We start from the raw sequence: 23,489 nt of genomic DNA, 5'->3' as shown, positions 1-23,489 counted from the left end.
AACCAGATTCATTCTGAGATTTGTTCTCCATGAATTAAACGGATGGGGGCTCGCTTCATGGTCATCTTCTTCGACATCCTCCTTGTCGCTGCTTGCGCTGCAATCGCCTGGTTCGGTTTTTACGTGATCTACCGGCTTGTAACCGATTGAGTTCCTTCGCTTTTCGTCATCGCGGGCTCGCGCGGCAGCGCGACGGCACACATTGATCCACCCAGGGGGAAACATGACACACACAGTCGACGATACGGGCGATCTCGCTCTCGCTGTCAATCCTTTCGATCCAACCTTCAAGGCAGACCCGTACCCGGTCTATGCAAGATTGCGCGCCGAGCTTCCAATACATCGGTCAGCGCTTGGCGCCTGGATCGTTGCTGACTATGCGTCGTGCGACAAGGTGCTTCGAAGCAGATCATTCGGCAAGGATTTCGCCAACTCCACCTTCTTCGACCATCTGGTGTCGATGATGGGCGAAGACATGCCACCATTCCTTGGTCTCGGCATCGACGGCGACGCCCGCCCTTTCATGCTCACAGATCCACCCGAACACACGCGGCTGCGGGGCCTCGTCTCCGATGCCTTCACCCGTAGTACGACAACTTCCATGGACGACATCGTCCTATCCGCGGCCTCATCAGCGGTTCGACATCTCGAACACTGCAAGGACGCCGTTTCCGAGGTTGCGGAACCGTTTCCTGTAGAGGTACTTTCATCAATATTGGGTATTCCGGACGAAGATCGCGGGCGATTCTCCGAATGGTCAAATCTCGTGGCCGGCGTACTTGATATCAACTTCGCGATTCCAAAAGAAGTCGCCGATCGCCGCTCTGCCGCGATCGAAGAATCAATCGACTACTTCCGAACTCTCGCAACATCCGGCAAAGCGCCTGAGGGCCTTGTCCGGCGGCTGTCCGAAGTCAGTCACGGCGGTGACCAGCTCAGCGTTGACGAGATCGCAGCGACGTGTCTCCTGATCACGGTTGCCGGACAAGAAACGACCTCCAACACGATCGGCAACATGCTGATCGCATTCTCCCGTCACGCGGACCAGTTCGAACAGGTACGCGCCAACCCACAGTTCATTGAGAATGCAGTGGCAGAGGTGCTCCGTTTTGAGCCTCCGGCGCACGAAGCTGGGCGAATCGCATTGGAGGACTGCGAGGTAAGTGGCGCAAATATCACTAAGGGTGACGCCGTCATGGTCCTTCTTGCCTCCGGAAATCGAGAAGCAGTCGAGCGCGGAGACACATTCTCAGTCACGCGCCGTGATGTGTCTTCACTTTCTTACGGGCGTGGAATCCATCACTGCCTCGGCTCGGCACTGGCAAACTCGATGCTTCAGCACTTTCTACGCGAACTCTCGCAACGGTACCGCTCCCTCGAAGTTGCAGAGCCAATCAATTACAAGCCTGGCATGGGGTTACGCGGTCCAGAGACACTTTCCGTAGCGATAAGCCGATAGCAATGTCCGCACCGCTGGCGAGTCGCGCTTCCCAGTTCGTCAGAACCGGATCGCCCCGATTCTCTGCCCTGTATATTGCCGGGTTCCTTTCCGGCAGCTACTTTGTCGCGCACGAAGCGCCACCACATCTTCTGTTGTGGATTATCTACTGGATTACGTTCTGCGTCTCCGTAGAATGGCTCAACCGACTGGTAGATCTTCCCGCTGATCGAATCAATCAACCGCTGCGTACACGATGGGCGTTGAGTTTCGGGACCCGTGGTCTGCGTCGAGCAACATTCGTAGCGTGGTTCGCGGTCATGCTCCTTTCCACTGCAATGGTGACACTGAACCCTAGCGACGCACCGTCGAAGACGGCCCTAGCTGTCGTTCTGGTCGTCAATATCACTATTGGTATCGGTTATTCGTTCGGCAGGATGACCAAACGATATCCGGGTGCCACTATCGCACTATTGACTGCAACACTCGTCATGCCGTGGGTGACTGGCCTCGCTGCCGGCAACGGAACGCTTTCCTCGGAACAGTGGCGGGTAGCGGGCGCAGTCGCGGTGTTGCTGGCGACGGTCTCAGTCATAATCGCTGGAGCAAAAGACCTCACAGATCGCCGCGGTGACACCTTGATCGGCTATCGGTCGGTCTGGCTAACTGCTGTGGAGAACGGCGCTGGGCGGACCGTTCTCATCACGGCACTAGTGCAGTTCACGGTCGCGGCAATTACTGTCACGCAGGTCGGACTATCCGCATTTCTCGCATATTCCGTCATAGCCGCAGGCGAGGTCACCGTCATTCTCGGTGTACGGCGCGCTCGTACTCCTGCCGACGCAATCGCAGTCCGCGAGCACGTTTACCTAGTCACAATGGCGTCCGTGGTGAGCATCGGCATTGCAGTGAACCAGTCCTGGCGGTTTGCTCTCGTCGCAGGAGCCTGCGTTATCGCGTGGGTCCTGATATCGCTTCTGGCGCACTGGAATAAGCACCTGTCACGCAAGTCTGCGTCTCATATGTCGGCGCTTCTGTGGCCTCGTCACTCCCCAACCAACGACGCCGTCGATTCCCTCGCCTGATGAAAGGATCACCATGACGATTGACGATGAGCTCCGAGCGATCGTAGCGAAAACCACGGGTCTGCAAGCCAGTGATCTTGCCGATGAGGACCACATACACGACCATCTCGGGCTCTCCTCACTCGATCTGATCGCAGTCTACGGATACTTCGAGGACAAGTACGAGATCTCTATATCCGACAGTGAGGCGGATGAAGTCCTCACGCTGCTGCAGTTGCAGCAATTGATCCAATCCAAGGCCGCGGCAGGCTCGCAGTGTTGAGTTTGGCGTCGAAGATTACCTATGCAGAATGTCGAACCTCGGGTTGCGACAGTCGCGACACGCTTTGGAAGCGAATGCTTTTCGGCGATCCTATCGAGGCGGGCCGCATTCCCGGGATCGGACACGACAGCGACTATCGCGCTTATGTACTCGCCCGCGAAGCACAGGGCGATCAGTATCTGTTCGAGTCCCTACTGCAGGAGGCATTGGGTCCGATCCGTAACAGGATCATCGCTGCAGACGAAGATGTGGAACGCCATCGGCCTGTAGTTCTCCTGTCCACGGTCATGGGCTCTCGCCCGGACCATGACCGCAGCGACCGGACTTCGGCAGCTGAGGGAGTGCGGACCGCCCTTGACTCTGATATCGCAGCAGTAGCGGCGTTCCTCGGCGGACATGTCGACGTGATCGGAATCGGATCTGGCTGTGCTGCAGGAACTACCGTCATCGGACTCGCGCAGTCCCTCATCTCATCTGGGCGGGCGGATATGGTCATATGCCTTGGTGCGGAGGTTCTTTCTTATGAAGTGCTGACCCTGTTCCTAGCCCTCGGTGGTTTGAGCGATGATGACATGGTTCGCCCATTCGACGCCGACCGGCGAGGAATGATGCCCGGTGAAGGGTTCGGCGTTGTCGTCGTTGAACCCCCAGAATTTGCGAACGAACCACTCGCCAGCATTGCCGGGTATGGAGAAGCGTGCGACGGATGGAACCTCGTCGCCCCTTCGCCTACCGCGACGGGGCTTTCCATCGCAATCACAGATGCACTCGCGTCCGCTTCTATCACGGTCGATGATATTGGGTGGATCTGCGCCCACGGCACAGGAACTCGCGCCAATGACGCACTCGAAGCTAGCGCGTACGACCGAATATTCTCCGCGCGGCACGATCGCGTACCAGTGGTATCGATCAAAGGAACAACAGGACATGGTCAGGGCGCGGCAGGGGTGATCGAAACCGTCGTCGCAGTCACCTCGCTTCGAGAGGGTGTTGCCCCTCCCAATAAGACCATCTCCACCCTGGAGAGCGGTATTGAGAAGCTTGCCCACGTGCAAGTTCCCTGCTCTGCTGTACCGCTCGCTGACAATAACTATGTGCTGTCAACCTCATTCGGTTTCGGCGGGTCTGTGGCAGCGGTCGTAATAGGAGCACCATGAACGTCACCACAATCGCGCAAGTCCCGATTGCTGTCATCGGATACGTCACTGCAGTGACCGACCCGGACAGTGACTGTGTGAACATTGAAGTTGAGCCGCACGGGGACTTTGGGTCTGTGTGCGAATTATCTGATCGCACTGAGCAATCGGTCGCAGCACTTGCAGTCAGAACCGCGCTCAGTGTTGTCAACACGTCTGGGCTCCGAGTAGGAGCTGTGTGGGCATCCTCGACATCGGGTTCCGATCACTATCTCAATGTAATTAGCAGACTTGGCGCCTCGCGCAAACGATCGATCGCCGCGTCCGGTCCTGTGAGCGGGGCCAATGGCATTCTGGCTTACTTGGCGACCGAACATGCGATGACAGGTCCTTGTCTGTCGATCTTCGGACCGTTCCACGACCACCATGTGTGGTTCGCACACCAGTACTTACGAAGTTCGACCACCGACATCATGCTGTCTGGCTACAGCTATTCAACAGAAAGCCAGGTCGTCGCCGCTGTCTCAGTACTTGCGGTGTCTGAATGAGCAATATGTCGTCGATGGGAAACTCCAATCAGAGAAGCCAAGAATGACTGAATCCAGCTCCCGAACAATTGATCTCGCTCTATGGCTATGGTCATTGCCCACAGTCCCGACATCCAACTCGGCGATCCTGTACGTCGACGAGTGTGGACGTGAAATCTCAGCTGGCGAGTTCGTCGCGAGAGTCGATCAGTGGCAGCTCACCCTTTCCTCCACCGGCATCAAGAACGGTGATCTCGTCTTATGCGCCGCGCACACCACCATGGCGTGGATCGAAGCACTATGCGGGCTGTGGAGGTGCGGTGCGGTGCCCATAGTCGGCCGGCCCATGGCGGAGGGAAAGCTGTCGACGCTCGCGGAATCGATTGGCGCGGCCGCAACGCTTCAACTCACGGACGGCAATCCCGACATCCGTTACATCGGAGACGGTCAGATTTCGCCGCTCGATCGAGACCGCCGTCTGAAGTTCGGGCAATTAACGTCCGGGAGTACAGGGAAGCCGAAAGTAGTTGGCCACTACGAGAGCGGCCTCCGTGCATTTGCCGAGACCATCCCCGCACTGTACGGCGCAACACCGAATAGCCGTATTCTGACCGCTGCAGACCTGAGCTTCGGGTACGGATTTGGAAACTCGGTCCTGATTCCATTGCTCACCGGCACGACGGCAGTGCTTTGGAATCAGCCAACAGCGACCGATGAGTTGATATCGACACTCGTCGCACACAAGGTTGGCATTGCTGCACTGTCACCGCGAATTTGGGCAGCCATTGCACGGCGATCTCGACACACAGTCGCCAGCCATGACCTCGCTGGACTGTCAACCGCAGTTTCTGCAGGTGAACCTCTGCCCGACAATCTGCGGCAAGAACTCGAAGCCCACATCGGTGGTCAAGTCATCGACGGATACGGCGCGACCGAAGTTCTACACATAGTTGCGACGCGACGCTCGACCGATGCGGGGTTTACTGCCCTGCCCACCACAACTCTCACTACCGCGACCGACCCAGGTGGATCCGACCGTCCCCTACTCACCATCTTGGGGCCGATGGCTTCTTCTCGGTACCTCGTCGCCCCAGAATCCGACCATGCACGCCTCCAACAGAACACGTTTATCAGTGGCGACGCAGTCCAGCCATCGGGGCGAGGGTTCGCCATACTGGGCCGCGCTGACGACTTACTGAATCGTGGCGGGATACTCTTCTCCCCTGTTGAGGTCGAAAACGCTGCAAGAGAAGTGCTTTCCATCGAAACTGTAGTCGCAGAGATCACTCTCGATGGAGTATCGGCACCTCGTCTCGTAATGGGAGTCGCAGACAACAACGCCAACGAACCGGTCACAAATCTGAGCAAAGCAACCCGCAGTGCCTTGTCTACTGCGCTCGATTCACACCTGGTTCCAGATATTTGTGTCTCTGTGCCTCGAATTCCTCTCACCAGTACCGGCAAGATCGATCGTGGTGCTTGCCATCGCTTGTTGGAGCGCCGCGTCGGTTCTCGTCTGCGGTGGCGCGACCTCTCTTCACGATTCGACTCGACTCTGGTGGTCCTGCCCTGCGCGGGCACAAGCGCGGAACCATATGTCGGTCTCGCGGACCATCTGGACATGAGGGTCGCAGTGATCGAATACGACTTACAGCAACTGTCCGACCTGGACAGAGTCGCACGAACGATCACCGAGTACGTGCTGTCGGAAACACAGGCCGGAGATATCTTGCTCGGCCACAGCCTCGGAGTTGCATTGCTCGGTCTAGCTCAGGACAAGTATCCCGATCACTTTGCCGATCGAATCGTTATCGCCTGTGCGCCGCCCCCAGTCACGCTTACCTCCGTCCATCAAGAACAATTGATACAACATACCGAGCACATGCTGATGTCCCGACTCATCGCATCTCCCGCTGCTCTGAACCGGGCGCGCCGCCGCGTTACGAACGACCTGACACTCGCTTCTTCCTTGATGACCGAACTGCGAAAGCCTCTGACCAACATGCAGACTCATCTAGAAATCACCATGGAAGACGATCCGATTTCAACCGTGGCCCCGGTCACGATGTGTCACCGCCAACAGATCGTCAGTCGCGGTGGCCATTACCTCCCGATCACAGACCCTGCAAAAGCTGCGGCCCTCATCGCTCACGCACCTACTCCTGCCATGAAGGAGAACGCATCATGACAACGCAACCAGCTTCCAGAACCCCCGAATTGTCAAAGACTGATCCGGGTCCACGACCGGTAGCAGCAGGAGTTGCAATCCTGGTCGCGACGTTCTTTCTCATTCTTGATCTGACCGTCATCAATGTGGCGTTTGAACCGCTGCAAAATGACCTCGGCGCCACCTTCACCGATCTGCAATGGATACTCGACTCCTACGCCACCTCGATGGCCGGCGTGCTGCTCTTCTTCGGAGTATGCGCCGACCGATTCGGTCCTCGGACCGTGATGATCACTGGCGCAGCAATATTCGCGGTGGCATCAACCTTCGCAGCACTCTCGACCAGCGTGCTGCCTTTGATCGTTTCCCGCGGATGCCAGGGCATAGGCGCCGCTGCCCTACTCGCCTCAATTCCAGTTCTGATCGTTCAAAACTTTGCCCAGGACAAACGAACGATCGGGTTCGGCATCTTCGGCGGCGCTTCTGGTATCGCACTTGCCGCTGGGCCGATCATTGGTGGCGTATTGCTGAGTTGGAGTTGGCAATGGATCTTCTGGATCAATGTGCCTGCGATGATACTCGTTGCTGCCGTGCTGATTCCATGCAAGTCGAGCGGAGACCCACAACAGCAGGTTGCGCGAAGACTACTGTCCGCGACGGTACTGGGTATATCGATGTTCTCCCTCGTATTCGTTCTCACGCATGCCTATGACATGGGACTTACACACCCATCGATCCTTACTGGGATCGTCGTCACACTTTCGGTCTTCGCAGCGTTCGTCGTGATGCAACGACAGCCCACAATGCGACTGCTCGACCTGGGCCTCTTTCGCAACCCCACATTCGTCGGCATCAACATAGTGACACTGCTTGTGTACCTTGCCGTCTTTCCACTCATCCTGATCTCTGTCTTGTACTTCGAAATCGTCAACGGCCTCGATCCGATCGCAACCGGGCTCAGACTGATGGTGCTCACTGGTGCGCTTCTCGTCGGATCCATCCTGGCGATGCCACTGCAAACCGCGCTCGGTCGCAAGAATGCAGTCACGCTGTCACTCGTCATGCTCGCGGCTGGGTTAGCTCTACTGCGACTTCTCGCCCCCGACAGCACGTGGACGATTCTCATCGCAGGATTTGTCGTCGCCGGCGTCGGGTTGGGGATATTCAGCCCCCTGCGGGCCGAAGGCACCGCAGCATTGGTCCCCGAAGAAACCACGGGCATGGCTTCAGGAACAGGAAATACACTCCAAGAACTCGGCGTAGCTTGCGGAGTCGCATTCCTCGGATCTGTTTTCCTGCATCGCCTCAACTCGTCGTTGGGCGTCGACATCGATCAAATGCAGTCAAACGCCGAAGCCGATCCTTCGAACAGCCTCACCCTCGCCACAGCGTTCGTCGAAGCATGGGATCTCGTAGTGACGCTCTCGGCTGCCGTTGTAATCGTCGCACTTGTCGTATGGCTCGTATCGGCAAAGGAGAGGTTGTTCCGCTATGAAGCTTGAGCCTGATTTGGACATTCGCCGTCACGTTCGCCTAGTCGACGACGCCAGCTCGGACCTGGGAATCCTGGACAAACTTCACGCCCACAAGGATGGAGGCGTCCGGCATCGTGCGTTCTCAGTCTTCATGTTCAGTCTTGACGGCCGTCTCCTGCTGCAGCAACGGGCTGCAACGAAATACCATTGGCCTCTCGTTTGGTCGAATTCATGTTGCGGACATCCACTTTCGAAGTCTTCCGTTCTGGGAGATGCCGCACTTCGATTGCAGCAGGAACTGAACGTGCAGGTCATCGATCTCACTGAGGCAGGCACCGTCGAGTACCGATTCGATGACTCTGCGTCCGACCTCACTGAGTGGGAACTCAACCATGTGCTCTTCGGCACCATCGGAAGCACAGTTGCACCCAACCCTGATGAAGTCGCAGCGACCGAACTGGTCACCCCGCAACAGTTGCAGGAGGCATGCGCCGGTCGGAACGTGTCAGCTTGGTTTTCGACTGTGCTGGATACCCTCCTCACCAGCGAGGTGTTTCTAGAATCCAGATTCTCATCGGAATGGCAACCAACGCAAGGAGATAGGCAATGATTGTCGATACCCAATCATTCTTGGCGAAGGTCGAAGACTCGATGTGCTTGGCGCTGTCGCCGGAAAGCAAGTCCTCTGTATACCCTCAGGCAACCGTAGATCCATCTAACCTCGCGCTACGCCTCGTCCGTGCGGGAGGGAAGCGTTTCCGCGCAATGCTCGTTCTCGAAGGAATGCGCTTAACCGGAATTCGAGATGAGTGGGACTATCAACGCGGAGTTCAATTGGCAGCCGCGATTGAATTGTTGCATCTCTTCGGTTTGCTGCAGGACGACGTAATGGACGACGCCGACCTGCGACGAGGGATTTCGACCGCATCGCGTTTCGTCGAGGCCGAGCTTGTCGCTCAGGGCGCCTCGAAAGTAAACCTTCGCCGCCACAGCGACGCGCTGGCTGTACTTGCCGGCGACCTATGCCTGTCCACCGCCGATGACCTCGTCCGTCGCGAAACCGGCAAAATCGACCAATTGTGGTCGAGGATGCGACGAGAGATGATCATCGGGCAATTCGGCGATGTCTACGCCACAGCAACAGGCGAGACAGACCCCGCCACGCTGCAATCCATCGCGAACCTCAAGTCTGGACGATATTCGGTCTTCCTCCCACTTGCGCTGGGACTCTTGGTCATTGACCGTGACGCGGATCTGAGCAAGGTAGAGGACGCCTCTGAACACTTCGGCCTCGCGTTCCAACTCGCGGACGACCTCCGAGATCAGCAAGCATCGGAAGTTACGGGCAAAGACCACGGCTTGGACATCGCAAACAACAAACGAACTACGGCGGGATTGAACCCGGAATTCACCACCTTTTTCGAGACCCCACCCGCAAACAAGCGGGCCATCAAAGAACTCCTCAATTCTGGATTTGAAACATTACGTCTCAATCTGTATCCGCGTGAATCCTTGCGAGACCTGGAAGAAACCCTTCAAACAGCAACCCGCCTCTAGCCGCTGCGGGTATAAATTTTGTTGACGCAATGAAGAGAATACGGAACTAACCAACCGGAGAATTAACATCTTCCGATCATTCAGAAAATCCGATTACTCGATCGTAAATGGCTTGCCAACAAATATATCCGCCTTAGCCTCAACAGCAATTTCTCCTACTTTGGCAAAATCTCAAGCAGTGAGGTTACCGATGCCGGTCATCCGATCACCGATAACACGACAGGTTTTCTTTCATGGCTGATCTTTCTGAAAGTGTTTCCCGAAACCAAAGTGCGCCATAGATGGGAACGATACTTACAGCCATTCTACTGCTGTCTGCGCTTCTCTACTCCTTCTTTAAGTTCCGGAACGCAGCGATCTGCATCAAATGGGGCAGCGGTTCGCTAGTCTACGAGATGCTCTAGCCGGACTCGGGATCGCCGTGGTCTTCTTCGTCAGCTTCTTATCGTTGGTCGCGCGCATCGAACTCTCGCGTACGGGAAGTAATTTCGCAGCAATTGTTGCAATTGCAATACTTTGCGCCAGCCTCATCTTGCATTTGCTTACAAGATCCGAACTAATACAAAACCAACCAACACGCAGCCCCTTGAAAAACTTGGCACTGAACTTGCTTGGGCGCAGCATATTGCCAGCAACAGAAACACTCACCGACGAGATACGTCATTCCATTTCAAACATTCTTCAATTTCTCATTGGGGACTGGTTGACCGGTCGATGGCAACGAAAGGTCCTTCTCCCGATGACCGGGTTAGGCACGGCCATCCTGGCGGTCGCGGCAGGAATCCAGACCATCGTTACACCTGAACTCGATGGCATGAACGCTGGCAGCGTATTAACCATATTTGGCATATCGATTGTTTTCGCGATCAGCGTCCCTGCCACTTCAACATGGGCGGCGCTTGCGCTCGCAACCGGACGGCCCCGCGTATTCGCCAGCCTGAAACGCCTTGGAGAGTGCGCCGGCGCAGGGACTGCAGGCGGTCTTTTTGTGGGCTGCCTGTCATTTTACTACCTACACTTCATTGCGACATCGGCTGTCCCGAGCAGCCAAGCCACAGTTGCAGCATTCGTCAATCTGTCGATCTTGGGTGCGGTGATCGGATACGTCGCCGGCCTTTTTATAGTCCTATTCGATATTGTCAGTTCCACGAATGTTCCGATTCTTGGCACTCTTGCTGTCCCTGCACTGCTCAGCATCGCGACCCTGGTCACCAATTCGGTGGCGTCGCCGAAATCTGTGTTGACTCAGCTTATCGAAGGACTCGAATACACTGACGTACAATCTGAGTGGGCGCGCCAGCTTGTAGTCGCAAAGACAGATGTTTTGACAAACTTCATTACGGACGGATGGTATACAGCAAGTGTATTTATAATCTCAGGAATCTTTGCTATAAAGCACCTCAGACAGCTCTATGCGTCCAACCGAGATCGATCGATCGAAAACCAAATTGAGAGAGTTCCGATTGAATCATCGGACCACAGCCGATACGATACCAAGCCTGAAGGGTGAGCGCGTTCACGGACAATGGCTACGTGGTAGCGGTAATGTGCGCCGCACGCCTCGAATATCCCTGATCTACATCGACCGGTCTGTCTCATTTGATACTCCGATGAAACGAATCATCGCAGCGCGCGCTATCCCTTAGGTCTTGTTGGAGTGTCGCCTGGTACGAAATCGGCAAGTCCCTTGAGCCTCAGATCAAGGAGTTTCAAGTCCGCGCTGACCTACTTGGTTCTTCTCAGGTCACGGGAACCGATCCGCTAGACGGCATGTAGGTCGGCCCGTTTCGGACCGGGGCCTCGTTTGCAAGACCAGGCAGCCAGTAATCTCGAAAGATCGAATCGAACCACGACAGCACACACGCATTACTGCGCCACTCAGTCGATTTTGAAGCCCAACTGAGCTCGATCGCGATATCTTAGCACTTCGACTAGATCTTGACGTCCAAAAGCGCACTGAGACGCCCCAACGGCCTTTCCTCCAATTAATTCCGGCGACAATTATCGCCAAGGCTATGTTTTGCTCCACTGCGCCAATACAGATTGGTCGTCTCGCACTTCTTTGGAGACTGGCGCTCACGCACGGTGAGAGGGTGGTGGACATGCCGGACCGACGACACAGCAGGGAGTCAAGCTGCCGCGCCCAAGCGCTGATCGGAAGGAATGCGCCTGAGATTGTGGTTACGAGAACCATCAAACCAGACAAATTGGACGCATGTTCAGGAATCGAAGATTCGACCCGCCCGTCAGAAAGATCTCACTGCACCCGATAGGTTTCGCTGCGGACAGGATCCACCAACCGCCGCATGATCTCGTACGCACGGTCCGGATCCGTGTACGGCGGAATCATCATCAAAACGAGTTGACGACCGTAGATGTCGTCGAGATACATCAAATCGTGAGGCTGGCCAGGGTACGGACCCCGCACTTCCAGTCCGTCGACCTCGTCGATACGTCGCTGCGCACTACTGATCGTGTTCCAGTCGAACGCAACCCTCGCGATCGGCCCCAGCCGCAACGAAAGTGCGGATATCAGATCGTGAAGCTCCGCCGTGACGTTCGTGGTCCACGGGAACCACGCGCCGTCCACCGATGCCTTGACGGCACCTTGCCCACGAAGCAGGAATCGCGGAGTCCGCGTCGGCGACGGGAAAGGTTGCCCGACATGGCGCTGCGGCGCTTCCGTTGCATAGTCGAGAGTGCTGATGTGCGCCATGACGAGACTCCTTAACGGAGGATTCGTGGAACCGTCAGGCAGAGGCGCCCGGTCGTGGGTTCCATCCCTTCAGGCTACGCCGATGCACAAGGCCGTCTACGCATCGACGGAAATGATCACGCCGGTATCGCCGTACGGGAACGGCCCCTTACCGATATGACCAAGGGTATTGAAGAATCTTGAAATAGGCACCATCACACCGTATTTCGCCTTGACTTTTCGTTGTATCTCGTCGAATTCAGCTCCACCACTCACCAATTGAGCGGTCCCTGCAACCGGCGACGATCCGTCGGCAACCTTTCCGCGGTTGTTGCACGGCACGACGGTGACCCGTGGGTTGGTCCGTAGCCGCTTGGCCTTACCCGATTGCGAGGAAGTCCAGAAGCCGATGCATCCGTCAGGCAGCGGCACGACCCACGTCGGCGTGGCCACGCCGTCACCACTCTTACGGAAGGTGGTGACCGAGATCGTCTTCTCTTCGCCAAGGGACATGAGACGAGCGTATGCCTCCACAAACTCCGCGACCATGCACGCGAATGAATTTTCGCTACCCCAGGAGTTTCAAAACGGCCAATTATCCGGACGAAGATGAACACCAGGTGCCGAGTGGTGGAAATGTCGCGGAACGACCCCGTCTCAGGTCGATTTGTGGCCTGCCGGTGTTGGAACATGACTTCTCGTGAATGCGGAACTCATCGTTCTCCTCGTCGTCGTCGTAACCGCTCTGGGGTTCGACTTCACCAACGGTTTTCATGACACTGGCAACGCTATGGCCACGTCGATTGCAACCGGCGCCCTCAAGCCCAAGGTGGCAGTCGCCCTATCTGCTTCCTTGAACCTGGTCGGAGCTTTCCTCTCGGTAGAGGTTGCTGCCACCGTGGCCAAGGGCGTGGTGAACCTCGGAAATGTGGGTGGCCAAGCGCTGCTCACCATCGTCTTCGCCGGCCTTGTCGGCGGCATCATCTGGAACCTGGCAACGTGGTTGCTCGGCATCCCCTCGAGTTCCTCACACGCGCTGTTCGGTGGCCTGATCGGCGCCGCCATCGCGTCCCTCGGAATGAGCGGTGTCGCCTGGAGCGGCGTCCTCAGCAAGGTTGTCATCCCCGCAGTTCTCGCTCCCGTCGTCGCCGGCGTGGTTGCAGCAGCCGGAACCTGGCTCATCTACCGCATCACCTCCAACGTCGGTGAGGAAACCAAGGACAAGGGTTTCCGACTCGGCCAGATCGGTTCGGCTTCACTCGTTTCCCTCGCCCACGGCACCAACGACGCTCAGAAGACCATGGGCGTCATCTTCCTCGCCCTGGTCGCCCACGGAACAATCTCCGCCGACGCGGACATGCCGTTCTGGGTCAAGCTCACGTGCGCGCTCGCGATCGCTGCCGGAACCTACCTCGGCGGTTGGCGAGTCATCCGCACACTCGGCAAAGGCCTTGTCGAGATCGCCGCACCGCAGGGCATGGCGGCCGAAGCATCCTCTGCTGCAATCATTCTCACTTCCAGCCACCTCGGCCTTCCGCTCTCGACCACCCATGTGGCGACGGGTTCCATCATGGGAACCGGTCTGGGACGCAAGGGCGCCGAGGTCCGTTGGGGCGTCGCCGGACGTATGGCGGTCGCCTGGTTGATCACTCTCCCATCCGCTGCGATCGTCGGCGCTCTGTGCTGGGGCCTGGCCAACATCGTCGGCGGCCTGCCCGGTGTCCTGATCGTCTTCGCTCTGCTCATCGCCTTGGCCGGCTGGATGTACCTTCGCTCCCGCAAGGAGCCCATCGATCCGAGCAACGTCAACGCCGAATGGGACGGCGGCCTGGTACCCGCAGAGGTCCCCGGTCCGGACGCCCGCGCCACCACCGACGTCAAAGCCTGAAAGCGGGAATCGACATGGATATCTTGAAAAACACCGTCGACTCGCTCTGGCAGGTCGTACTGGTCGGCCTCTTACTGGGCGCCGGGCTCCCGGCGATCTTCGCAATCGGCCTGAAGTCCCTCGATGCCGGCCAACGTGGCAGCGGGGGCGGGAGCACTGCCGTCGCGGCACGAAGTCCGTTGGCCGTGGCAGGCGCAGTGGTGTGCTTCGCGGTAGTGCTCATCGCGATCGTCACCGGAATCCTCTTCATCATGCAGGGCTTCCTCAGCCACACCTTCGGCATCGAGATCTTCTGATCCCCGGCGCGGCTCCCCTGCGCCCTCACGAGCGGAAAGACATCACCGTGACTGCACCGACTCCATCCCTACCCCAGTCCATACTGGAATGGCTTCGCGCCGGCTACCCCGAAGGCATACCGCCCAAGGATCGCATTCCGCTGGTCGCATTGCTACGACGCAAGCTCTCGGACGCGCAAATTCGAGAAATCGCCATCGGCGCTGCGCTCGCAGAACTGAGCGATGTCAACAGCGACCAGGTAATCTCTAGCGACGAGATCAGCGCTCAGATCGCAGATCTGACGAGCCAGACGCCCTCGGACGAGGACATCGCGCGCGTTGCCTCGGTCCTGGCTGCCGCCGGGTGGCCACTCGCTGATCTCGACAACGGCTGAAGCTCGATTCGTTGAGCCTTCCACCACTTCTGGCTTCGATACTCGGCTGGCTGCGTGCCGGATATCCGAACGGTGTGCCGGAGCAGGACTACGTCCCTTTGATGGCCCTGCTCCGGCGACAGCTGTCCGACGCAGAGATCGCCGTTCTTGCCGACGATCTCGTGGCCGAGTTTCCGGTTCCGGTCGATCCGATCGACTTTCCGATTCCGGTCGATCCGATCGACATCGGCGTCCTCATCACCAAAGTCACCGACGACATGCCGCACGAATCGGATGTCGCTCGGGTACGTGAACATTTGATTCGTGGAGGTTGGAAAATCGACGCTCAACCTCCGGTCGACGACACCTGACGGCACTTCGTAAATCGGACCAGTTTGATAACGAACCGATAACGGAGCCGTCGGCGCCAATACAGACCACTTAGTGTCATCAGAAATTCCGAGCCTCGGGGGGCTCGGTCGAATTTCGGTGTGCAAGCACCTTTGGGGCGGGAGTGATTTATGCACGAGGTACACACAAATCTTGCAAGCCAGCGAGATTCTTCGAAGAAGCGCATTTCGAAACGAATCAAGCGTCGGATCCTCACCCTCGCAGCGACAGCACTCGCGCTCCCCCTGACGGCAGGTCTGATCAGCGGTTCAGTAGCAACCGCAGCACCTGCGCGCACCGCCCCGGCCGGTGGTAACGAGGACGTATTCGTCGACTCCTCGATGGGTCCGATCAAGGTTCAGATCCAATGGGCTTCGCGCGGCGGCAACGCGGCGCTCTATCTTCTCGACGGTTTACGAGCACGCGACGACCGAAACGCGTGGAGTTTCGAAACCAACGCTCTCGAGCAGTATCGCGGCGACAACGTCACCCTGGTCATGCCGGTCGGCGGGCAGTCCAGCTTCTACTCCGACTGGTACGCGAACAGCAATTTGAATCGCCAGCCGGTCACGTACAAATGGGAAACCTTCCTCACCCAGGAACTTCCCGCCTATCTGGAATCGCGCGGCGTCTCCCGAACCAACAACGGTGTGCTCGGATTGTCCATGGGTGGCAGCGCGGCACTGACGCTCGCCGCCTATCACCGCGATCAGTTCAAGTTCGCCGGATCGCTCTCGGGATACCTCAACATCTCAGCTCCAGGCATGCGTGAAGCGATCCGCGTGGCCATGGTCAGCGCCGGGTCCTTCAATGTCGATGCAATGTGGGGACCGCCATGGAACCCCGCTTGGCTCCGCAACGACCCGTTCGTGTTTGCACCCGAACTGAATGGGCTCTCGCTGTACATCGCCGCCGCGAGCGGACTACCCGGGCAGTTCGATCAACCGCGTCGGCCCGTCGACTTCGTGAATACCGGTAGTGCTATCGGCCTCGAAGCCCTTGCCCTCATGAACTCGCGGGCATTCCAGCTGCGCATGAACTCCCTGGGGATTCCGGCAACGTACAGCTTCCCGGCCAACGGCACTCATTCGTGGCCGTACTGGGGCGCGGAACTGTGGAAGGCCCGAGGCCAGATCCTCGACACCCTCAACGCTTGGTGAACTGACAACTATTGGATCACCGACAACCGCAGTTGTCCGCTGGATCGGCGGTCACTCAATAGATTTGGTGTCCGTCGACACCGCGGCGCATCTGGCGATCGGGCTGGGGATCAAAGCGGCTCAGTCCGGACATCGGGTTGCATTCGCTACCGCCGTCGATTGGATGGCCAGACTCAAGGCCGCGCACGCCGGAGGAAAGCTACCTGCAGAGTTGGCGGGACTACGGCTCGTTACGAGCATGCCTCACTGATTCTGACTTCGAATCTGCCGTTCGGCCGTGCGAAATGAGGCGAGTGCCGCGCCTAGGCGGCGACGGTGTCGACCAACGGGGAGGCCGGCACCGGCGGCAAGGCGCGCTGCCACGCGGACCCGTACCGGGTGTACTGCGCCGGTGGTTGGATCGGATGCCGTAGCTCGTCCGCGGCGGTGCGGGCCCAGAACGGATCCTTGAGCATCTCGCGCCCGACGAAGACCAGGTCGGCGCGGCCGTTTCGGAGGATCTCTTCCGCCTGCCGGCCGGTCTCGATAAGTCCAACGGCGCCGGTGAGTATGCCGACCTTCCGGCGGATGAGCTCTGCTGCGGGGACCTGATAGCCGGGGAATGGCGAAACCTTGACCGGCGCGCTGCCGCCGGAAGACGCATCGACGAGGTCGACGCCCTGCTCCTTCATCCACCCGCCGAAGACGATGAAGTCCTCCGGGGTGTTGCCGCCCCCCACGTAGTCGGTCGAGGAGATCCGCACGAACAAGGGTCCGTTCCATTCGGAGCGGACTGCGTTGAGGACTTCGCGGACGATACGGTACCGGCCGGCATGGTCTCCGCCGTACTCGTCGGTACGCTTGTTCGACAGCGAGGAAAGGAACTGGTTGAGAAGGAAACCGTGGGCAGCATGCACCTCAACTACGTCGAACCCCGCCTCTTTCGCGCGCCGGGCGCCAGCGGCGAACGCGCCGACGACCTCAGCAATACCGTCCTGAGTGAGCTCTAGGGGGGTCCGGGAATCTGGGCCCCAGGCCAGCGGCGACGGGGCAACCGCAGTCAACTCGGGGAGACCCAACTGACGACCGGCGTGGCCGATCTGCACACCGATCCGGCCGCCGACCAGGTGGACGGCGTCGACAATGCGCCGGAGCGCCGGAATATGCATGTCATCCCAGATCCCTAGGTCACCGGGGCCGATCGGGCCGTTCCGGAGAACTGCTGCCGTCTCGGTCATTACCAGGCCGGCGCCGCCAAGCGCACGAGCGCCGTAGTGCATGACATGGAAGTCGGTAGCGACGCCCGCCGCGGTCGCGGAGTGCATACACATCGGCGACATCACGATGCGATTCCGAAATGACACTCCACGAATCGAGTAGGGCTCCAACAATATTGCAGACAAGAAGGCTCCTAGAGACTGCTAGCGACAAGCTAGTGGATCGAGCGTGCGTCGAATCACAGATCCCGACAGCACGGTCATGTTGTGGTTATCAGTACTGCTTTCGGGTGGACGAGTCGAGCGGGGTCCACGTCGGGAGGACACCGGGGCGGCGCCGAAAGCGACGGTCCCGGTACCGGCGTGCATCAGCTCGCGGGAGTGGAGTGCGTGTAGAAGGTCTTCGCCACGATCTTCCACTCGCCGCCCGCCTTGAGCAGGTGGAAAAAGTCAGTGAAGCTGAACCCGTCGAGGTCGTCGGTGTCGATCCGCGCGCTGGCGACATCACCCACGAGGTCCACGGTCACGACCGCCGAGTTCGGGTTCGATGGCTTGAAGTCGTTGTCGATCCCATCGAACAGCGCATTGTGCGCGGGTACACGGGTCACCGCGGAGTCAGCGGTGGTGAACATGACCGCGTCAGCGTGGAAGGCTGGCCGCATGATCGAGCTGTCGGCCTTCGCGCAGCCCTCGATGTACTTGGCCAGCGTTTCCAGCACCGCGTTGTATTCCTCGACGTAGGTCTTCTCGGGCATCTGCACTCCTTGAGTTCAACGGTTTTCTGTAGTGGTCACTACAGATGGTACTTTAGTGACCACTACAGTGAAACGTCAACTCGCCGGGAGGCTGCCCATGTCGAACGCGATGCCGCGAGACACCACGCGCGGGCGACGCCGCGGCTTCGACCAACAACAGGCCATTGAGACCGCAATGGACATGTTCTGGAAGCACGGCTACGAGGCGACATCGGTGAGCCAACTGTGCGCAGGCATCGGGATCAACCCCCCGAGCCTGTACGCGGCGTTCGGCAGCAAAGCACAGCTGTTCCTCGACGTCGTCGACTACTACGAGCGCACCTTCTGGCAACCCGTATGGGACGCCTTCGAGCGGGAACCGCAAGTCCATGATGCATTCCGCCGATTCTTCAATGACACCGTGGACGTGGTCTCCGAACCAGGGACCCATCTCGGATGCCTGGTCACCCTCTCCTCTGTCAGCTTGGAAGACCGCGACACCGACGTCGCACGCGCGCTTACGGCTATCGGCGAGAACGGGGTACGCCGCATCCAAGCCAAACTCGACTTCGGCATTCGAGACGGGCAGATCCCCGCCGGCACCGACACGCTCGCACTCGCACACACCGTCAGTGTGGTCGTCGACGGTCTCGCAATCCGGGCGCACGACGGAGTCCCACCGGACATGTTGCGGCGACTGGTCGCCGCGGGGATGCCGATGATCCCAGAAACCGAATAGGGCAACGACAGGGCGGGCGCGGGAAGACTGCCCGCAGGCCGGCCCACAACGCTCCTCCATTTGAGGCTGACCGACCTTGCTTGGGCACGGAGATTTCACAAGCCCGATAACTCGTTCAGCACGCAGACGATCTTCGGCGCCGATCGGCCATCGCACTCACTGGGCAGGCGATTTTGCTCTGGGCGACGTCAGTTGACGCTAGTGTTTCCGGCCACTACGTCGACGGCGTGGCGACGATGCACAGCGAAGAGGTGGAGCGCGGCGTCGGTGTCACGGGAGCGCAGCGCAGTGACGAGCTCCTCGTGCTCACGCGGAATGCAACCGAGGTAACCCTCGGTACTGAAATTGATCCGAGTGAGCAAGAACAGATGAACCTGGCACCGTATGCCATCCCACGCATCCGCGAGACGCTGATGGCCGGCGGCCGCGAAAACGGCGTCATGGAAAGCAATATCCAGCCGCACCATCTCGTAAGCGTCGGTGACGTACTTCATCATCTCGGCTGCCTTGGCGAGGGAAGCAAGATCTTCGTCCGAGGCGCGCGCAATCACTCGGCGGACAGCCAGATCTTCGAGTGCCCCACGCAGGCTGTCTAGTTCGGCGACATCTTCGGGAGAGAGTGCCGTCACTGTCGTTCCCCGATGCCACTCGCAGTGGACCAGGCCCTCGCGCTCGAGTACCCGCAGTGCTTCACGCACCGGGCCACGACTGACGTCCATCGCAGCGGACAGCTCCACCTCGCGCAGTTGGGCACCGGGCGCGTAGGCCCCATTGAAGACGGCCTCCCGAATCCGGTCGGCGACCTCATCCGACAGTCCGCGACGGCGAGCCGGGGACACTTTGCCTTGATCACTCATGTCTGGCGTGCCTTCCTCTTTGAACGTCCTAATGTTAACATTTCACCATTGTCCCAATGTTAACATTGGGACAATGAGTCACTGGGCCTTCTGGGTCCGCCACACATACACAGAAAGGCGATGCCGTGACTGTTCTCGATTCCCCTATCCCTCGCTTCCACCTGGCCATGCCCGTCGACGACCTCGCCGCAGCGCGCCGTTTCTACGGCGACGTACTAGGCCTGGACGAGGGGCGCAGCGCGGAGACCTGGGTGGACTGGAACTTGCACGGCCACCAGTTTGTCGCGCATCTGGCACCGGAACGCGCCCCGCGCATACGCAACGCGGTAGACGGTCACGACGTCCCGGTGCCACATTTCGGGCTGATCCTCACAATCCCGACTTTCCAGCAGCTTGCCGAGCGACTGCGCGCGGCGGATACCGAATTCGTCATCGAGCCTTACGTGCGCTTCGCGGGCCAGAAGGGCGAGCAGTGGACGATGTTCCTCCTCGATCCGGCCGGCAACGCACTGGAGTTCAAGGCATTTGCCGACGACTCCCAGGTGTTCACTTCCTGACCGGCGGACGCTACAGCGCTCCCTCTCACCACTCGACAGACAAGGACAAACTCATGAAGGTATTCCAGATCGGTGCGGCCGGAGGAGTCGGCCGCCGCCTCACCCAACTCCTCACCGCCCGCGGCGACTCGGTGACCGGCATGCATCGCGGGCCCGCTCAGGGCGAGACTGTGAGGAAGGCCGGCGGAACACCGGTGATCGGTGATCTCATCGCCGACTCGGTCGACGACTTGGCCCAGAAGATGCGGGGCCACGACGCCGTGGTCTTCACTGCCGGCGCGCACGGCACCGGCATGGACAAGACAACGCTCATCGACGGCAAGGGCCTGGAGAAGGCCGCCGATGCCGCTGCCGCCGCAGGGGTGTCTCGGTTCATCCTCGTCTCGGTCTTCCCCGACGCACTTCGCGGAGGAGAGAGCAGCGAGGGTTTCGAGCACTACGTCAAAGTCAAGAAGACCGCCGACGTGTACCTGACGCGCACCGACCTCGACTGGCTGATCGTCCGTCCCGGAACCCTCCTGGACACCCCCGGCAGCGGTCGGGTCACGGCGGGCCCCGCCGTCGAGTACGGGGACGTGCACCGCGACGACGTCGCCGCGTTCATCGACGCCGCCCTCCACGAGCCCACCCTGAACCGCGTGATCCTAGAGCTCACCTCCGGCGACACCCCCGTCGGCGACGCCGCGGCTACCCTCACAGCCCGCTGAACGCTTCCCAGCTACCCCAACGTCCGGCTTTCCTGCGGCTCGCCCTTCCCCAACCGAGAGAGAAATATCGTGAGCAAGTTGTTCACCCCCCTCACCCTTCGATCCCTTGAAATACCCAATCGGGTCTGGATGTCCCCCATGTGCATGTACTCCGCCGACGCCGACGGCCCGAATACCGGCGCGCCGACCGACTTCCACTTCGCCCACCTGGCCTCCCGCGCCGCCGGCGGCGCCGGCCTGGTCATGGCGGAAGCCACCGGCGTCCGGCCCGACGGGCGTATCAGCCCCTGGGACCTGGGCCTGTGGAACGACCGCCAGCAAGAGGCGTTCACCCGCATCACCGAAGCCATCAAGGGGCATGGTGCCGTCCCGGCCATCCAGCTCGCGCACGCCGGGCGCAAGGCGTCCGCGGACAAGCCCTGGCTGTCCGATCGATACGTGCCCGAGACTGACGGCGGCTGGCAACCCGTGGCGCCCAGCCCAATTGCGTACGACGGACTCGCTGTCCCGCGCGAGCTGACCGTGGACGAGATCGGGCAACTCGTAGAGGACTTCGCCGACGCCGCCCGGCGCGCACTGGACGCCGGATTCCAGATCGCCGAGGTGCACGGCGCCCACGGATACCTGATCAACTCCTTCCTCTCCCCGGTGTCCAACCACCGCACCGACGCCTATGGCGGCAGCTTCGAGAACCGGATCCGCTTCGCACTCGAGGTCGTTGAAGCCGTCCGTGCCGTGTGGCCCGAGGACTTGCCGGTCTTCTTCCGCACCTCGGCCACCGACTGGCTGACGGAAAATTCCGAGGACGAGCGCGAAGGATGGACGGGGGATGACACCGTCCGCCTCGCCAAGGAACTCCAGGCCCGCGGTGTAGACCTGCTCGACGTGTCCACCGGAGGCATGGTCCGCGACGCCAAGATCGCCCCCGGACCGAGCTATCAGGTGCCTTTCGCTGCCCAAGTTCGCCAGTCCACCGACATCCCCACGGCGTCCGTCGGCATCATCACCGAGCCGCGGCAGGCAGAGGAGATCATCGCCGCTGAACAATCCGACGCGGTTTTCCTCGGCCGTGAATTGCTCCGCAACCCCTATTGGGCTCAGCATGCCGCGCTCGAACTCGACGCCGAGCCTCGCTGGCCCGACCAGTACGCCTACGTCGTCAAGCGCCGCAAGCACTGACCTCGCGCCTCTCCAGGCAACTTTTGCCACGCAGCCCTCGCCAGGGAAGACGCACTCAACCAGCACGCGAGGAGATCCCCCAATGAACCATCTTCTGGACAAGGTCGTCGTCATCACCGGCGCATCGTCCGGTATCGGCGCTGTCAGCGCGAAGGCCCTCGCCGCGCGCGGCGCCAAAGTTGTCGCCGCCGCCCGCGGACAGTAAGACCTGGACCAGTTGGTCGCCGACATCGAGAACGCCGGCGGCACCGCCGTCGCCAGGCTCGCCGACGTCACCGATGCCGCAGACATGCAATCGCTGGCTGACTTCACCGTCGACGCCTACGGGCGTATCGACGTCCTCGTCAACAACGCGGGCCTGATGCTGTTCTCGTACCGGAAGGACCTCGCGCTCGACGATTGGAACCGGATGTTAGACGTGAATATCCGCGGCTATCTCACCGGCGTCCACGCCGTCCTGCCCGTCATGCTCCGCCAGAAGTCCGGCCACATCTTGAACATGGACTCGGTTGCCGGGCACCAGGTCGGTGCCGGTGCCGGTGTCTACAGCGCGACGAAGTTCTTCGTGCAGGCCATGACCGAATCCATGCGCAAAGAACTCAGCGTCCACGCGGGCATCAAGGCATCCACGATCAGCCCCGGCGTCATCGACACCGGCTGGGCCGACCAGGTGACCGACCCTGCCGGACGGCAAGCCGCACAGGAGCTCAACGCCATGGCTATAGCCCCGAGTCCATCTCCGACGCCCTCGTCTACGCACTCGATCAACCCGCCGACGTCACAGTCAACGACCTGGTCATCTCCCCCACCCGCCAGAACTGGTAGGAATTGGGCTCTGATCAGGGCATGTGTGGCGAATGGCCTTCAGCGGGCCCGCCACCACACCTCCAGATTGCCGAGGCCTAGTTGACCTTCTTCTTTTTGACTCCGCGCTCGAATTACCGGCCTGACATCCAGCCTGTCCGAGGAGTGCCTGAACGGCATCCTGGCCAGCAACATCGATGAAGACGACGCAAAACCCCACACCCCACACCCCTCAGCGCTCGTCGGCACGAACGCCGACATAACAGATCGCCCAACACATCAGGAGA

The 23,489-nt window shown here is 59.6% G+C and carries 26 protein-coding genes and 1 pseudogene; 22 read left to right on the top strand and 5 right to left on the bottom strand.

The window, feature by feature from the left end:
* The first annotated feature begins 223 nt into the window (after nt 1-223).
* From QM716_RS11670 to QM716_RS11625, 10 genes are all read left to right on the top strand, one after another.
* Complete coding sequence (locus tag QM716_RS11670) at nt 224-1,459, top strand: cytochrome P450 (protein WP_283304285.1); 1,236 nt, start codon at nt 224-226, stop codon at nt 1,457-1,459.
* Between the two features lie 2 nt (nt 1,460-1,461).
* Nucleotides 1,462-2,523, top strand: coding sequence for a UbiA family prenyltransferase (locus tag QM716_RS11665; RefSeq protein ID WP_283304284.1), 1,062 nt, complete (start codon nt 1,462-1,464; stop codon nt 2,521-2,523).
* A gap of 13 nt (nt 2,524-2,536) precedes the next feature.
* Nucleotides 2,537-2,785, top strand: a complete 249-nt coding sequence (locus QM716_RS11660) for an acyl carrier protein (RefSeq protein ID WP_283304283.1) — start codon at nt 2,537-2,539, stop codon at nt 2,783-2,785.
* A gap of 74 nt (nt 2,786-2,859) precedes the next feature.
* Nucleotides 2,860-3,942, top strand: coding sequence for a beta-ketoacyl synthase N-terminal-like domain-containing protein (locus tag QM716_RS11655; protein WP_283304282.1), 1,083 nt, complete (start codon nt 2,860-2,862; stop codon nt 3,940-3,942).
* Nucleotides 3,939-4,469 (top strand): hypothetical protein, encoded by a 531-nt coding sequence (locus QM716_RS11650; protein ID WP_283304281.1) that lies wholly within the window; start codon nt 3,939-3,941, stop codon nt 4,467-4,469. The genes QM716_RS11655 and QM716_RS11650 overlap by 4 nt, the downstream gene beginning before the upstream one ends.
* Before the next feature lie 43 nt (nt 4,470-4,512).
* Nucleotides 4,513-6,636, top strand: a complete 2,124-nt coding sequence (locus tag QM716_RS11645; protein ID WP_283304280.1) for an AMP-binding protein — start codon at nt 4,513-4,515, stop codon at nt 6,634-6,636.
* On the top strand, nt 6,633-8,117 hold the full coding sequence (locus QM716_RS11640; protein WP_283304279.1) for an MFS transporter: 1,485 nt from the start codon (nt 6,633-6,635) through the stop codon (nt 8,115-8,117). Before QM716_RS11645 ends, QM716_RS11640 begins: the two co-directional genes overlap by 4 nt.
* The gene (idi, locus tag QM716_RS11635) at nt 8,107-8,700 is read left to right on the top strand and encodes an isopentenyl-diphosphate Delta-isomerase (RefSeq protein ID WP_283304278.1); all 594 of its coding nucleotides are present in this window, start codon (nt 8,107-8,109) and stop codon (nt 8,698-8,700) included. The genes QM716_RS11640 and idi overlap by 11 nt, the downstream gene beginning before the upstream one ends.
* Nucleotides 8,697-9,647: a polyprenyl synthetase family protein gene (locus QM716_RS11630; protein ID WP_283304277.1), complete on the top strand. Its 951-nt coding sequence runs from the start codon at nt 8,697-8,699 to the stop codon at nt 9,645-9,647. Before idi ends, QM716_RS11630 begins: the two co-directional genes overlap by 4 nt.
* A 421-nt stretch (nt 9,648-10,068) precedes the next feature.
* Complete coding sequence (locus QM716_RS11625; RefSeq protein WP_283304276.1) at nt 10,069-11,157, top strand: hypothetical protein; 1,089 nt, start codon at nt 10,069-10,071, stop codon at nt 11,155-11,157.
* Nucleotides 11,158-11,904: 747 nt separating this feature from the next.
* On the opposite strand, the gene QM716_RS11620 is transcribed toward QM716_RS11625, so the two are convergent.
* Both QM716_RS11620 and QM716_RS11615 read right to left on the bottom strand, forming a co-directional pair.
* The gene (locus tag QM716_RS11620; RefSeq protein ID WP_283304275.1) at nt 11,905-12,363 is read right to left on the bottom strand and encodes a DUF5994 family protein; all 459 of its coding nucleotides are present in this window, start codon (nt 12,361-12,363) and stop codon (nt 11,905-11,907) included.
* A 96-nt stretch (nt 12,364-12,459) separates the two neighbouring features.
* Nucleotides 12,460-12,855, bottom strand: a complete 396-nt coding sequence (locus QM716_RS11615; protein WP_283304274.1) for a PPOX class F420-dependent oxidoreductase — start codon at nt 12,853-12,855, stop codon at nt 12,460-12,462.
* 187 nt (nt 12,856-13,042) lie between these two features.
* Here QM716_RS11615 and QM716_RS11610 point away from each other — a divergent pair, with 187 nt between their 5' ends.
* The 6 genes and pseudogenes from QM716_RS11610 to QM716_RS11585 all read left to right on the top strand — a co-directional run.
* Nucleotides 13,043-14,230 carry an inorganic phosphate transporter gene (locus QM716_RS11610; protein WP_283304273.1) on the top strand — a complete coding sequence of 396 codons (1,188 nt, stop codon included), beginning with the start codon at nt 13,043-13,045 and terminating at the stop codon, nt 14,228-14,230.
* Nucleotides 14,231-14,244: 14 nt separating this feature from the next.
* Entirely contained in the window at nt 14,245-14,526 is a 282-nt protein-coding gene (locus QM716_RS11605; protein ID WP_003941641.1) for a hypothetical protein, read from the top strand.
* A 47-nt stretch (nt 14,527-14,573) separates the two neighbouring features.
* On the top strand, nt 14,574-14,900 hold the full coding sequence (locus tag QM716_RS11600; protein WP_283304272.1) for a DUF3349 domain-containing protein: 327 nt from the start codon (nt 14,574-14,576) through the stop codon (nt 14,898-14,900).
* Between the two features lie 11 nt (nt 14,901-14,911).
* Entirely contained in the window at nt 14,912-15,250 is a 339-nt protein-coding gene (locus QM716_RS11595) for a DUF3349 domain-containing protein (protein WP_283304271.1), read from the top strand.
* Between the two features lie 150 nt (nt 15,251-15,400).
* Nucleotides 15,401-16,429, top strand: a complete 1,029-nt coding sequence (locus tag QM716_RS11590; protein WP_283304270.1) for an alpha/beta hydrolase — start codon at nt 15,401-15,403, stop codon at nt 16,427-16,429.
* Between the two features lie 88 nt (nt 16,430-16,517).
* Nucleotides 16,518-16,708, top strand: a pseudogene (locus QM716_RS11585) (IS21-like element helper ATPase IstB); the annotation flags it as partial.
* Between the two features lie 23 nt (nt 16,709-16,731).
* Here QM716_RS11585 and namA read toward each other — a convergent pair.
* Together namA and QM716_RS11575 are read right to left on the bottom strand one after the other, a co-directional pair.
* The gene (gene namA / locus QM716_RS11580) at nt 16,732-17,811 is read right to left on the bottom strand and encodes an NADPH dehydrogenase NamA (RefSeq protein ID WP_283304269.1); all 1,080 of its coding nucleotides are present in this window, start codon (nt 17,809-17,811) and stop codon (nt 16,732-16,734) included.
* A gap of 182 nt (nt 17,812-17,993) precedes the next feature.
* Entirely contained in the window at nt 17,994-18,380 is a 387-nt protein-coding gene (locus QM716_RS11575) for a nuclear transport factor 2 family protein (RefSeq protein ID WP_283304268.1), read from the bottom strand.
* A gap of 97 nt (nt 18,381-18,477) precedes the next feature.
* Between QM716_RS11575 and QM716_RS11570 the strand changes: the two genes are divergently transcribed.
* Nucleotides 18,478-19,098 carry a TetR/AcrR family transcriptional regulator gene (locus QM716_RS11570; protein WP_283304267.1) on the top strand — a complete coding sequence of 207 codons (621 nt, stop codon included), beginning with the start codon at nt 18,478-18,480 and terminating at the stop codon, nt 19,096-19,098.
* A gap of 188 nt (nt 19,099-19,286) precedes the next feature.
* On the opposite strand, the gene QM716_RS11565 is transcribed toward QM716_RS11570, so the two are convergent.
* Nucleotides 19,287-19,955 (bottom strand): GntR family transcriptional regulator, encoded by a 669-nt coding sequence (locus tag QM716_RS11565; RefSeq protein WP_283304266.1) that lies wholly within the window; start codon nt 19,953-19,955, stop codon nt 19,287-19,289.
* Nucleotides 19,956-20,080: 125 nt separating this feature from the next.
* On the opposite strand from QM716_RS11565, the gene QM716_RS11560 reads away from it, so the two are divergent.
* The 5 genes from QM716_RS11560 to QM716_RS11540 all read left to right on the top strand — a co-directional run bounded on the left by QM716_RS11560 (nt 20,081) and on the right by QM716_RS11540 (nt 23,308).
* On the top strand, nt 20,081-20,512 hold the full coding sequence (locus tag QM716_RS11560) for a VOC family protein (RefSeq protein ID WP_283304265.1): 432 nt from the start codon (nt 20,081-20,083) through the stop codon (nt 20,510-20,512).
* A gap of 53 nt (nt 20,513-20,565) precedes the next feature.
* Complete coding sequence (locus tag QM716_RS11555) at nt 20,566-21,219, top strand: NAD(P)H-binding protein (RefSeq protein ID WP_283304264.1); 654 nt, start codon at nt 20,566-20,568, stop codon at nt 21,217-21,219.
* Between the two features lie 69 nt (nt 21,220-21,288).
* On the top strand, nt 21,289-22,398 hold the full coding sequence (locus QM716_RS11550; RefSeq protein WP_283304263.1) for an NADH:flavin oxidoreductase/NADH oxidase: 1,110 nt from the start codon (nt 21,289-21,291) through the stop codon (nt 22,396-22,398).
* Between the two features lie 82 nt (nt 22,399-22,480).
* Entirely contained in the window at nt 22,481-22,603 is a 123-nt protein-coding gene (locus tag QM716_RS11545) for an SDR family NAD(P)-dependent oxidoreductase (protein WP_283304262.1), read from the top strand.
* Nucleotides 22,604-22,615: 12 nt separating this feature from the next.
* Nucleotides 22,616-23,308, top strand: coding sequence for an SDR family oxidoreductase (locus QM716_RS11540; RefSeq protein WP_283304261.1), 693 nt, complete (start codon nt 22,616-22,618; stop codon nt 23,306-23,308).
* Nucleotides 23,309-23,489 lie beyond the last annotated feature (181 nt).

Source organism: Rhodococcus sp. IEGM 1409, from assembly GCF_030056735.1.
In the GTDB taxonomy this organism is placed as follows: domain Bacteria; phylum Actinomycetota; class Actinomycetes; order Mycobacteriales; family Mycobacteriaceae; genus Rhodococcus_F.
The sequence above is the reverse complement of the archived record's forward strand: the minus strand, read 5'-3'. Positions and strand labels throughout refer to the sequence as shown.